At 58.2% G+C, this 11,402-nt stretch carries 11 protein-coding genes; 5 read left to right on the top strand and 6 right to left on the bottom strand.

Features of this window, described 5'->3' with window-relative positions; translation table 11 throughout:
• Positions 1 to 32 precede the first annotated feature (32 nt).
• The 3 genes from lptB to BLS30_RS02855 form a co-directional block, all read right to left on the bottom strand.
• Positions 33 to 842 (bottom strand): LPS export ABC transporter ATP-binding protein, encoded by an 810-nt coding sequence (gene lptB, locus BLS30_RS02865; protein ID WP_090227354.1) that lies wholly within the window; start codon positions 840 to 842, stop codon positions 33 to 35.
• Positions 843 to 1,053: 211 nt separating this feature from the next.
• Positions 1,054 to 3,063: an LPS export ABC transporter periplasmic protein LptC gene (gene lptC, locus BLS30_RS02860; protein WP_090226464.1), complete on the bottom strand. Its 2,010-nt coding sequence runs from the start codon at positions 3,061 to 3,063 to the stop codon at positions 1,054 to 1,056.
• Between the two features lie 328 nt (positions 3,064 to 3,391).
• Positions 3,392 to 4,012: a ribonuclease D gene (locus tag BLS30_RS02855; RefSeq protein ID WP_046477761.1), complete on the bottom strand. Its 621-nt coding sequence runs from the start codon at positions 4,010 to 4,012 to the stop codon at positions 3,392 to 3,394.
• Between the two features lie 431 nt (positions 4,013 to 4,443).
• On the opposite strand from BLS30_RS02855, the gene BLS30_RS02850 reads away from it, so the two are divergent.
• Positions 4,444 to 5,181 (top strand): WD40 repeat domain-containing protein, encoded by a 738-nt coding sequence (locus BLS30_RS02850; RefSeq protein WP_139165280.1) that lies wholly within the window; start codon positions 4,444 to 4,446, stop codon positions 5,179 to 5,181.
• On the opposite strand, the gene BLS30_RS02845 is transcribed toward BLS30_RS02850, so the two are convergent.
• From BLS30_RS02845 to BLS30_RS02835, 3 genes are read right to left on the bottom strand one after another with little or no spacing between them, the layout of a single operon-like run.
• Positions 5,170 to 5,904, bottom strand: a complete 735-nt coding sequence (locus BLS30_RS02845) for a DJ-1/PfpI family protein (RefSeq protein ID WP_090226459.1) — start codon at positions 5,902 to 5,904, stop codon at positions 5,170 to 5,172. The two genes, BLS30_RS02850 and BLS30_RS02845, sit on opposite strands and share 12 nt — an antisense overlap.
• A gap of 19 nt (positions 5,905 to 5,923) precedes the next feature.
• The gene (locus BLS30_RS02840; RefSeq protein WP_046477767.1) at positions 5,924 to 6,958 is read right to left on the bottom strand and encodes a carbon-nitrogen hydrolase family protein; all 1,035 of its coding nucleotides are present in this window, start codon (positions 6,956 to 6,958) and stop codon (positions 5,924 to 5,926) included.
• Between the two features lie 22 nt (positions 6,959 to 6,980).
• Positions 6,981 to 7,781, bottom strand: a complete 801-nt coding sequence (locus BLS30_RS02835; RefSeq protein ID WP_090226456.1) for a TrmB family transcriptional regulator — start codon at positions 7,779 to 7,781, stop codon at positions 6,981 to 6,983.
• Positions 7,782 to 7,940: 159 nt separating this feature from the next.
• On the opposite strand from BLS30_RS02835, the gene BLS30_RS02830 reads away from it, so the two are divergent.
• Genes BLS30_RS02830 through BLS30_RS02815 form a run of 4 tightly spaced genes read left to right on the top strand, consistent with a single transcriptional unit; the run spans position 7,941 to position 11,401 of the window.
• Positions 7,941 to 8,891, top strand: a complete 951-nt coding sequence (locus tag BLS30_RS02830) for a branched-chain amino acid ABC transporter permease (RefSeq protein ID WP_244512348.1) — start codon at positions 7,941 to 7,943, stop codon at positions 8,889 to 8,891.
• On the top strand, positions 8,888 to 9,925 hold the full coding sequence (locus BLS30_RS02825; protein WP_090226454.1) for a branched-chain amino acid ABC transporter permease: 1,038 nt from the start codon (positions 8,888 to 8,890) through the stop codon (positions 9,923 to 9,925). The genes BLS30_RS02830 and BLS30_RS02825 overlap by 4 nt, the downstream gene beginning before the upstream one ends.
• 1 nt (position 9,926) lies before the next feature.
• The gene (locus tag BLS30_RS02820) at positions 9,927 to 10,700 is read left to right on the top strand and encodes an ABC transporter ATP-binding protein (protein WP_244465037.1); all 774 of its coding nucleotides are present in this window, start codon (positions 9,927 to 9,929) and stop codon (positions 10,698 to 10,700) included.
• Positions 10,697 to 11,401, top strand: a complete 705-nt coding sequence (locus tag BLS30_RS02815) for an ABC transporter ATP-binding protein (protein WP_090226451.1) — start codon at positions 10,697 to 10,699, stop codon at positions 11,399 to 11,401. Before BLS30_RS02820 ends, BLS30_RS02815 begins: the two co-directional genes overlap by 4 nt.
• Position 11,402: the final 1 nt, after the last annotated feature.

Genomic DNA, 11,402 nt, shown 5'->3' with positions numbered 1-11,402 from the left:
AACCTTCGAATGCGTTCCGAGGTTGGGTATACTCAACGCCCATTAACGAACATATCCCCGAGATAATGGCGACGGACGTCTTCGTTCGTTATGATTTCTTGAGGGTTACCCTCTGTCAGAACTTGACCCTCGTGAATGACATAAGCTCGCTCGACGAGGCTTAAAGTTTCACGAACGTTATGATCCGTGATGAGAACGCCGATACCGCGCTGCGTCAAGTGCCGCACCAATTCCTGAATGTCGCTGACCGCCTTCGGGTCCACACCAGCAAACGGCTCGTCGAGTAGCATGAACGACGGTCGCGAGGCTAGTGCTCTGGCGATTTCGCAGCGCCGGCGTTCACCACCTGACAGGGCGACGGAGGGCGATTTCCGCAAGCGGGTAATGTTGAATTCGTCGAGAAGCTGATCGAGCTGTTCATGGCGTTTCTTCCGGTTCGGCTCGACGATTTCCAGAACGGCCATAATGTTGTCTTCAACAGACAGCCCACGGAAGATCGATGCTTCCTGGGGCAAATAACCGATGCCGAGACGTGCACGCCGGTACATCGGCAGGCGTGTAACATCCTTCCCGTCGATAGTTATTTGACCGGAGTCTGCCGGGACGAGGCCGGTGATCATGTAGAAGACGGTCGTCTTACCCGCACCGTTCGGGCCTAGCAGGCCGATGGATTCTCCACGTCGAACATTGAGGCTGACACCCTTAACGACGGGTCGCTTTTTATAGGTTTTTTTGACGTCAGTTACCGTCAGCCAGCCAGATGCACCGACGATAGGGGCAGGATAGTGCTCAGCGCTGTTAGCACGCGCACCGCGGACGGCGCCGTTTCGGTGATCGCGCATGTTTGCACGATCCGCCCGCGAGTGCGGCGGAGGGGCATCGTTCCCCGTGCGCGATCCAAATGGCAAAAACTTAACCAACGCTCATCCTCATTCCCAAGGCTGTGCTTCCCGCTAGCCCACCAGTATTTTTGACTCATATCGAATGCAGCCGATTGGTCGCTTCGACAAGTCACAACGTTTTCGCACCCACGACGATGACGCGTCGAGAGTGCTAATTGCCTGGAGCAGTCGTCGCGCCCCAGCTGCTTGACGACGGGCTCGAGCCACTCTCGCGTTTTGAGGTGCCGCCGTTTTTGCCGGATTGTTTGAACTGAGTTGGATAAAATACGGCGCTGGGTCTTCCGCCGCGTGCTCCAACCCCGCCGGGAATCGGGACTGACGCCGCGGATCCACCATCGGGCTTCATTGTGGAGGCCCACCCCGCGCCTGCAGCTTCCGGTGCAGTCTCGATAATGCTATTGCCGCTCGTCATATCGATCTTCAAGCGGGTACCGCGAACAATATTCTTCCCCTGGGTGAGAACCACATCGCCACCGAGTGTCACGCTGTTCCCAGCCACGTCGAACTCGGCCCAGTCTCCCGTCGCGCTCTGTCCGCCCGACGAAGCAACGAGCACTTTGCCTCGCGCGGATATCCTTGTGAGTTGAGTGTTCGATCCTTGGTCGCCGCCGGTCTTGTCGTTCGAGGCTGGGTCGAGCAGGCCGCCGTTCCCCGAGTAGTGCGCGATCAGTTTCGCAGTTCGGATTGAAAAGCCACCTTGGACGGCGTGCACGTTGCCGCGAAACTCCGCCGTCTTTACGGCATCGTTGACGGTCAGTTCATCGGCCTCCAGAGCGATTGGTGCGTCCGGGTCGGTCTTGAAGGTGACGGCAGTGAGGCCGGAAACCGCGTTCTTTTCAGCCTCCGGTGCTGCGGCTGCTTTTGGTTTCGCCGGGTCCGCCTGCCGTTGGAGCTTGGCAAAGATGCGGCCGTCTTCCGTGCCAGCCGTTTGAGCAGGGCTCGTCAGATGACTTGTGCCGTGCTTCCGGTCGATCAAAAGCCGTTCGCCTTTGATCTGATTTTCGCCCTGGGTGACAATAACATTGCCGGTAAGCAGAGCCGTATCGTTTTGCGCATTGATCTGGGCCGCATCGCTGCGTGCGCTGCGCGTGAGACCGGACACCATTTCGACGTTGCCTGTCAGCAAAGCGACCTCATTGATCGCGTCCACATCCAGACGCTCCGCCGTAATCCTTTCGCTGTCGCCGCGTGTGATGACAATCGGTGTTTCAGACACCATTCGGGTGACTTGCGCCGAGGTCGCAGCATCGCTGGCAGACGGAGCCGAGCCGCTGTCTGCGTCGTTGCTTTGATAGAAGACGTCGAGCCGCTGACTGTGCAGGGCCTGGTCGCCCTGCACGGCTTGAACGTCTCCAACGAAGCTCGCAGTGTTCTTGAGATCCTCGACCCTCAGTATGTTTGACGTGATATCTACGGGACCGTTGGAGCTTCCTATCAGAGCGGAGGAGCCTTCCTTCTGAGGAGAGGCGGCTTTCTCTTCGCCCGGTTGCGGCGTGAGGCGTGTCTTGACGTTGTCGACAAACGTGACCTTGCGCTTCTTCTGCCAAATCATGAGACGGTCCGCAGAAATCTCACCTTGGCGAACGTTCACAACGGAGCGCTCTTTGCTGAGAATGACGCCGCGTTTCGCGAAAATGCTGGCACTTTTCAATTGAGCTGCCATGCCATCGGTCGAGTTGATCTTGATGCCGTCAAGGAGGTTCAATTCGTTGGTCTTGGTGTGGAAGATGCCGCGAGCGGCGGTCAGCTCTGTTTTCACCTTCTTGGCGCTGAGCATTTCGCCGGAAATTTCGTTGAGGTGGATCAGCTCAGTCTGCTTGAAGTCTTGTCGAGCGGTGCGGGCTTGTACGACATAGGACCCGCCGTCTTTTGTGAAACCCTCGTAACGTGGATTATCCATCGTCACGTTTTCGGCGGTTATCGTTGGCACGGGCAGCTGTGCCAGTTTCTCGACGAGATCGAGAGATGTCATGGCTGAGGCTACGTACAACCCAACGACGGCAACGGTGACCACAGGCAACATCACACGCAGCGTACGCACCATCCAAGTGTGACGACGTGCACGCGCAAACTGCCGGCTGCTATCCACCGGTCCCGTGACCGGACGTTCCGATCGGCGCCGGGGCTTGGTAGTCGCGTCGAAGGGGTGGTCGAGTGACATTCGCTAAGAGGCCGCTAGAGCTTAGGACGGGTCCGCGCGCTTACGTGGGGTACGGGCAAAGAAAATCAATCTTCGGCATCATCGATTTCCCCGACGCAACCTGGGCGCCACAGAAGAAACCCAAACACCGAGGGTGAAGAGCGCCCTGACATGCGCCAGGATCCAGCCGGCATTCCGCCAGCCAGCTGCGCGAAAGTGTCAATGAATTGGGGTGATATTGGGACTGATCGAAGGACGTAAGGCGCCTGATTAGGTAGTTTTACTCAAAATTGTGCTTAACGCGCTGCGTTGCCAGGAGGGTGTTGCAACTTTACGCCGCGAGCGAGCGTCAATGTGAGAAGATGTCCATCTCCCCATAACCAGCGAGGTCGAGCTGCGCCCGGATAGGAAGAAAGCCGAAGGCGGCCGACGCGAAGTGCGTGCGCCCTTCCCGTGCGAGCATCTCGTCAAGTCGCGACTTTAACGCATGCAGGTGCAGCACGTCGGAGGCCGCATAGGCCATCTGTTGCTGCGTGAGGGTTGGAGCTCCCCAATCTGAACTCTGCTGCTGTTTAGACAATTCAACGCCGAGAAGTTCTGAGGTGATGTCCTTGAGCCCATGGCGATCCGTATATGTCCGCACGAGCTTGGATGCGATTTTGGTGCAGTAGATGGGCGTCACCACCACGCCGAGATATTTGGCAAGCACGGCGACATCGAAGCGCGCGAAATGAAAGATTTTGAGGACGTCCTGGTCCGCGAGCAGCGCCTTGAGGTGTGGTGCCGAATAATCCTTGCCGTCAAACTGGACAAGATGCGCGGTGCCGTCGCCCGCCGAGAGCTGTACCACGCAGAGGCGGTCGCGATGAGGGTTGAGGCCGAGAGTTTCGGTATCGATCGCAACGCTTGAGCCGAAAGTCACACCCGCAGGCAGATCGCCTTTATGCAGTTTGATTTTGCTGTCAGCCATACCGCCACCCCGCCATGCTTCGCACTGCACATCCCAGATCAAACGTCCTTCTAACGAAGGAACGAGGGGTATGGGGTGGCAAGCTCTTGATTATCGAAGAAAATTTTGCGCAACGGCCACGTATGTATCACCCATGATATACAGTTTCAATGGCTTAGGCAGTACTCCGCAGTTAAGCGTGAGCTCAACGCATCAAGAGCCATTCAATCCTGCTCCACCCAAACCGTTTCGTTAAAAACGGACGTCAGATGAAGCCTTGGAAGATTGGCACAAGCTACGCCGTCGCCATTTCGCCAGATGGACAACGACTTTCGACGGTCGGGCGAGATGTGTCCATGTGGGATTTGCGGACGAGATCAAAGATATGGCGAGCCTCCCCGCTCGCCGATCCTGCTTGCACAGTCTTCTCTCCGGACGGGAGCACCTTGGCTGTGAAAGGTTCATCAGGACACATCATCGTCGCCGACGTGAAGTCGGGAAGACGTCTTGTCGATTTTAATAATATGACAGATGGCGAGGGATCGAACCTTCGCTATTCGACTTGCGGTGAATACATCGTGGACGCCACTTGGAATGGACGTCTGATGGTAAGAACTGCGAAATCGGGGTGTACCGAGTTTGCGCAGGATTTTCCCGATGAGATGATCCAGAGCATCCACCGATCTGCGGACGGGAAGATGTGGGTTATCGTACACGCTTGCAAGGCGATATCAGACGATGCGCCGCCGGCGCCCGACTATTTCTCCCTTTGGTCATGGCCGTTCCGCTCTGGAGAATTTCGAGTGCTGCCCGAGCGCGTAGCTTTCTCGCGCACGTCGTCCCTTTTGCCTGACGGATCATTATTAGCAGTCGTTCACGGTGCGCCACCTGAAAATCTCTCTGTATTTCAGCTAAGCGACGGTGCGTGTGTGGAAACGGTTGCCATTCAGAGCGGTGGTACGGGACACGCAATTGGATGGTCGGCCGATGGTCAGCTTATCGGATCTGTTCAGGACAATGTAGTCGTGTTCTACGCGTGGCCAAGCCTTGCGAAATGCCATGAGATTGAGTTGGCCTGTCCGAGCGATCTGGCATATTCGCTTCGCGGCGATGTATTAGTTCTCGGCTCTTGGGAAGAAGGCTGGGTGATGTCTCAGAAAGCACCAGACGCCATGAACCTACCTCGGTAGAGGTTGCTTGAACGAAGCCTGCTCCGATGCAGTCTCCTTAAGGCGTTGCGCGGCCTGCGCGACCGCCTCGCCCCTTCGCTTCAGCATGCCCTCGGCGTAGCTACGGAACTCACTAACGACGGCAGGCGGGGCTGTGTCTGGGGAGCCTGCAGTGAAGGGCGGCTCAGGGTTGTACTCCATATAGAGTTGAATCTTTTCGGCGGTCATGCGGTCGGAAAGCGCTTCCGCCAGGAGCAATCCAAAATCAATGCCTGCGGTAACTCCACCGCCCGTTATGCGGTTGCGATCGATGCAGACGCGCGTGTTGACTGGCGTGGCACCGAACGACTCAAGAAAATGCATGGATGCCCAGTGCGTCGCTGCCTTGTAGCCCTGAAGAAGACCAGCGGCTCCCAGTACTAACGCACCGGTGCATACTGAGGTGACAAAGCGCGCATTGGCTCCTTGACGGCGCACGAACGCAAGTACTTCCTCATCATTAAGCAGGTCATTCATTCCTGGACCGCCAGGAATGCAGATCACATCGAGATCCGGACAGTCCGTGAATGTCGTGGTCGGTAAGATCCGCAGGCCGACATCGCTCAGGACCGGATCTAGGTCCTTCCAGATGAGATGCACCTGGGCGTCGGGAAGCCGCGCCAGCACTTCGAAGGGACCCGTTAGGTCGAGTTGCGTCAGTTGCGGAAAGAGAATGAGGCCAATCTGGTGCTTGGTGTCATCCATGACATTTCCCTTACCCTAACTACGCTCTTTCTGAGGTCGGTTCGTCACCCTCAGCGGCGAGCGAAGGGGACGCTACCTCAATGTATCTCGCGGGCTCGCGCGGAGAGCGATCAATCTCGAGATCGAAGATGTCGAAGCGATTGTAATAACCGACGACGTCGTGAAATTGCTTCGGCTCGACGGAGAGCGCCGTATCGATGTCGGCATAAACGATGCCTTCCTCGTCACTGAGCACGGAACTGATGACCGAGCCCGTGGGATCAAGGCACATGGACACGCTCTTCGGAGACCGTTCGATAATCTCGCGGATTCGCTTGTCCTCCTTAGAGACCGCTGCGATCAATGCCTCGTCGGCAAAGGCTGATGAGACGATATTGAAGACTTTCGCCTCAAAAGCGTGCGCGCCCGCCCGGATTTCGATAGCGCGGCGCAGATCATATGCGCCATTGTCGGTTGGTGGGCGTGTCGGCCACACCGGCGGGTAAGTCGAAATATGAACCTGCTCACCTTCAGCCATGAGCGCGTAGCGCGAGAGCGGATTTGTGTTCTCACCGCAAATCAGCATGCCGATGCGGCCAATGTCAGTCGGGATAACCCGCAGGCCTCGAGCATCGCCGTTCGCCCAGACCAGCTTCTCATAGAACGTGGGAACAAGCTTGCGATGGTGATTAAGGATGCTGCCATCAGGACCAATCAACAGGTTCGCGTTCCACAGGCAGCCGACGCTTGCATCCGTGCCCTCACTGATGCCGACGGAGACGTATACGCCGTGATCGCGCGCCGCCGCCGCGAGCCGCGCGATCTCAGGGCCGTCTCGCCGTATGGACTGAGTGGCGAGCGCACGAAAGAAGTCATGGTTCTCGATCGGCGGGCGCAGCGCAGCCCACACCGGAAATCCCGGGATAAAGCTCTCGGGAAACGCAACCAGTGACGCGCCGTTACGGGCCGCCTCGCTGATATAGGAAATCCCCTTCTCCACAGTGGCCGTACTGTCGAGGAAGACGGGCGCGATGTGGCAGGCAGCAGCCTTAAAGCGCGGGTAACTTAGTGGCATACGCGTGTCCCAGTTGGTTAAGTTATTTCTTTCGTTGAAGGTCGATGATCTTGCCGCGGCCGGATCGCTTTCCCGCCGCTGCCGTTGGGCGGCTCGCCGCCCAGAGCGTTTCGAAAAGGCCCGTCTGCATGGCAGCGAACTCGGCGCTCTCGATGGTCATGGCGAAGTTCTCCTTGCGTGAGGAGATGAGCGCCACTTTGTCGTCGTAGATGTACGTCGTCATCGAGAAAGTGAAATCATCTGGAGCGTAGCGCACAATACGCAGGTCGGCTGGATTGTCCGCCCAGAAGGGATGCAAGTCTTTCGTCGGCGAGCGCACAACCCGCAGGGTAACGCCGGCTTCGATGCGGCGACGGACGTTGTCGTCCATCCACTCGCGTCCCGGCACCTCATAGAGATCGCTCATAGAGAGTATGCCAAGAAGCACCTTGCTGCGGCACGTCAGTGTCTCGTCAAGCACGGCCTTTATGCCATCCGGCCCCTGGAAATAGCGCACCTTGGGTTTGGCTGGCGTGCGATTGTGTAATGAGAGTAATTCCGGCATCACCGCGTCGAGCTTTTTCCGGCGCTCATCGACAATCTCCAGCACGCGCTCCGGTGACTCCGCCATGATCAGCATCGAACGATCTGTCGGCTGTGGAATCTCGTTGACGAGCCGCTGCGCCAGCAGGCGTGAGAAGACGTCATAGGCATTCGTACGACTGATCCCGGCCTTGCGCGCGATGTCGCGCATGGGCGCCTGCCCGAGTTCGAGCGCCGCCAGATAAAAGCGCACTTCCGTCTCGTGCAGACCTATGTCCATCAAAACGCGATCAATAGCCATCGTGAGATTTTTCCGTATCGCAAGGCCCGCTTTTTTGGGCCGGGAACACCATGCCACAACCTAGATGAACTGTCGAATAAGATTGACAGCAATTCGATAATTGCCTCAAAAATTCGCTAGTAATGCCGTTATTATCAGCAAAAACTCGTGTTGCATTGAGTGTCAATTCGTGTTGAACTTTATCGGCATCTGGCTGCAAAGCCTCTGTTAATTGTTCGCGGCGCGCTGCGATCGGTCGGGGGAGTTTCTGTTATCGAACTCGTGCTGGCACTTGCCGTGAACGGCCTAGTTTGGGGGTTGATTATTGCGCTGATTGCGCTTGGCCTCTCCATCATCTTTGGGCTTCTCGACATCATCAACGTTGCGCATGGCGACTTCTTCATGCTGGGCACCGTGGCGGCGCTCACGCTGACGGTGGCGAGCGGCTCGTACTGGATTGCCCTCTTACTTGTGCCGATTATTGGCTTTGCTGTCGGCATCGTGCTTGAGCGCCTGGTTATCCGACCGACGATCCGCCAGGCCTCGCTCACTATCGTCACGACGTTCGGCCTCTCGATGATGCTTCAGGAGGGTGTGCGTGCGATCTACGGAGCGCAGCCGCGGCGGATGGAGGCGCCGATCGAAGGCACCCTTCCGCTGTTCGGCATCGATTACGATGTCTACCGCCTGTTTGCCGCGGCATTCGCCGCACTGTGCCTGATCGCATTCTTCGCTTTTCTTACGCGCACGAAGCTCGGCACTTGGATCCGCGCCGTGCGTCATGATCCGGAGACGGCGACGGCGCTCGGTGTGCCTGTTGCGCGCATCTGCGCCATAACGTTCGGTCTGGGCACGGCTATGGCGTTTCTGGGCGGGGTGATCGCAGCGCCCATCACGACCGTCGAATTCCGCACGGGTGTCGACATCCTACCGTTCTGCTTCATGGCGGTGATCATCGGCGGACTGGGCAATTTGCAGGGCACCGTCGCCGCTGCCGTATTGCTTGCGGTTCTGGAAGGACTGGTCACAAGCGTCACCGATCCGACGATCGCTAGAATTATTTCGCTCGCGTTCATGAGCGTGGTGCTGCTCGTTCGACCCAACGGGCTCTTTTCAGGGGCGACGCGATGACAGCAACAAATATCTCTCGTGTTGCGCTCGTGGTCTTCGCCGGCCTCTTGTTGGCTGTTCCCGTCGTTATGCCGATGTTCGTCAGCCCGTTTTGGATCGACATTATTGCCGAGATCCTGATCTGGTCGCTGCTCGCCGCGAGTGTAAATCTTCTGCTCGGGTACGTCGGCCTGCTCTCTTTCGGACAAGCGCTTTTCTTCGGCGTCGGCATGTATGGAGCTGCGTTGTCAGTTATTCATTGGGGTGCTGACTTCTGGGGCGGACTTGCCGTCGGCATCGTTGCTGCAATGCTCATGGCCGCCATAGCAGGTAGCGTCGCCGTGCGCCTGACCTGGCACTACTTTGCAATTATCACCGTGGTCTTTTCGCTCATCCTGTACTTTGCGGCCATGAGCGCGAAGCCGATCACGGGTGGCGATGATGGTATTTCGTTCAGCACGCCCAAAGTCTTTTCCTTCGGCGACCTGGAACTCTCCCTCGCCGACCAGTCCGTCCAGTACTACACGATCCTGCTCGTCGTCGCTGCTTGCTACGGGCTTTTTGGCCTCATTGTCCGCAGCCCGTTGGGGGTGCGCTTCATGGCTGTGCGTGAGAACGACCGGCGTGCCGCGCTCGTCGGAATCAATGTCTACCTGACGCGCTATCTCGCATTCGTTCTCGCCGGTGGACTCGCCGGCGCTTCTGGCGCGCTCTTCGCCTTCTTCGGGCGCTATGCGTCGGCATCGTACATGTTCTACCACGTCTCGGGTGAGGCCGTGGTCTGGGCGATCGTTGGCGGTGCTGGAAGCCTGCTCGGTCCCCTGTTCGGCACCGGTTTGCTGATCATATTCCGGGAGCTCATCTCCACCGTCTGGGAGCATTACCTGTTTGTCGTCGGGGCCATCACTGTTCTCGTTGTCATGTTTGCGCCGCGCGGTCTCGCTGGTGCTTGGAGCGACTTCATGAAGGTGATCGGGCGTAACAAACCCGCCGAGACGCCAACTTCCAATCCGGGCCTGTCAAAGCCGGCCGCGGACACCAAGTTGGGGGGCTGACGTGCGCAGTGGGGGAGAAGACATCGTCGCCTTGAGCGTAGCAGGATTGACCCGGCGGTTCGGCGGACTCGTTGCCGTCGATAACGTGAGCTTCGAGCTGCCAGCGGGGCGTTTGAACGCGATTATCGGGCCGAATGGTGCTGGCAAGACCACGCTCTTCAATCTCATAACCGGCGAGATCAGACCAGACGCTGGCCGCGTACGCGTGCACGGCCGGGAGATCACGGGGCTCAAACCGCATCAGATCGTGCGTCGCGGTGTCTCGCGCACGCTTCAAATCAAAAGCGTGTTTTCTGGCCTCACCGTCGCGGAAAACATACGCACGGCGGTCATGGTTCATGAGGGCCTCGCTTCACCGTTCCGGCCCGCCTCCTCCTACGTCGCCGTCAATCGCCGCGTCGAAGAGCTCGCTGCGCAGGTCGGTCTTTCGGCGCATTTGCAGACATGTGCCTCGACGCTCTCATATGGTGATATCGCGCTTCTTGAGATCGCCCTGGCCCTCGCCAACGAGCCGCGGCTCCTCCTACTCGACGAGCCGGTTTGCGGGATGGGCCCGCGAGAGACCGAAGAGACCGTCGCCACCATCCGCAACATCGCGCGAACTGTCGATATCGTGCTCATCGAGCACGACATGGAGGTCGTATTCGCCATCGCGGACGAAATCATCGTCATGGCGCAGGGCGGTCTACTCGCCCGTGGGACGCCCGATGAAATTTGCAATTCGCCCGATGTTCAGGAAGCCTACCTCGGCGCGCCGGAGGAGGAGGACCTATGACGGCGCTCGCGATTGATGATCTCAAAGCCAACATTGGCAAGGTTCCGGTACTGCGCGGCGTCAGTCTCAGAGTCGAACCCGGCGAGACCGTAGCGCTGCTCGGGCGCAATGGCGTCGGCAAGACCTCGACACTTCGCGCAATTCTTGGCCTTTTGAAACGCACCGGCGGTACCGCCAGCTACAACGGGGTCAATCTCGAAAGCGTCGCGCCCCATAAACTGGCCGCGCTTGGTCTCGGGTATGTTCCCCAAGGGCGCGGCATGTTCCCGCTGCTCACGGTGAAGGAAAATCTCACACTCGGCCTGACCGGTACTCCAGATCCGGAAATCATTGCTGACGTATTCCGCCGCTTTCCCCGCCTCGAAGAACGTCTTTCTCAGCCGGCTGGCACACTCTCCGGCGGGGAGCAACAGATGCTTGCGCTCGCGCGCTGCCTCGTCATGAAACCCTCTCTCATTATGCTTGATGAGCCGACGGAAGGCATCATGCCTAAGCTCGTCTCCCAGATCCGTCACGAGATCGATGAGATCGCAAAGCGCGGTATCTCCGTGCTGCTTGTTGAACAGAACCTGCGTACGGCGCTGCGCCTTGCCAACCGCGTCTATCTCATGGAGCGCGGCACCATCGTACACGAAGCGACGCCGGCCGCGTTGCGTGCCGATCCTTCGACTATCCACCGCTACCTTGGCGTTTCTCTCTAGG

This window comes from Filomicrobium insigne, assembly GCF_900104305.1.
Classification (GTDB): domain Bacteria; phylum Pseudomonadota; class Alphaproteobacteria; order Rhizobiales; family Hyphomicrobiaceae; genus Filomicrobium; species Filomicrobium insigne.
This window is presented reverse-complemented; position numbering and strand designations above follow the sequence as displayed.

What these genes read in the sequence shown, in the direction of transcription:
- lptB (WP_090227354.1), bottom strand. Translation starts at nt 842, where the DNA reads ATGCGCGATCACCGAAACGGCGCCGTCCGCGGTGCGCGTGCTAACAGC.
- lptC (WP_090226464.1), bottom strand. Translation starts at nt 3,063, where the DNA reads ATGTCACTCGACCACCCCTTCGACGCGACTACCAAGCCCCGGCGCCGA.
- BLS30_RS02855 (WP_046477761.1), bottom strand. Translation starts at nt 4,012, where the DNA reads ATGGCTGACAGCAAAATCAAACTGCATAAAGGCGATCTGCCTGCGGGT.
- BLS30_RS02845 (WP_090226459.1), bottom strand. Translation starts at nt 5,904, where the DNA reads ATGGATGACACCAAGCACCAGATTGGCCTCATTCTCTTTCCGCAACTG.
- BLS30_RS02840 (WP_046477767.1), bottom strand. Translation starts at nt 6,958, where the DNA reads ATGCCACTAAGTTACCCGCGCTTTAAGGCTGCTGCCTGCCACATCGCG.
- BLS30_RS02835 (WP_090226456.1), bottom strand. Translation starts at nt 7,781, where the DNA reads ATGGCTATTGATCGCGTTTTGATGGACATAGGTCTGCACGAGACGGAA.
- BLS30_RS02825 (WP_090226454.1), top strand. Translation starts at nt 8,888, where the DNA reads ATGACAGCAACAAATATCTCTCGTGTTGCGCTCGTGGTCTTCGCCGGC.
- BLS30_RS02815 (WP_090226451.1), top strand. Translation starts at nt 10,697, where the DNA reads ATGACGGCGCTCGCGATTGATGATCTCAAAGCCAACATTGGCAAGGTT.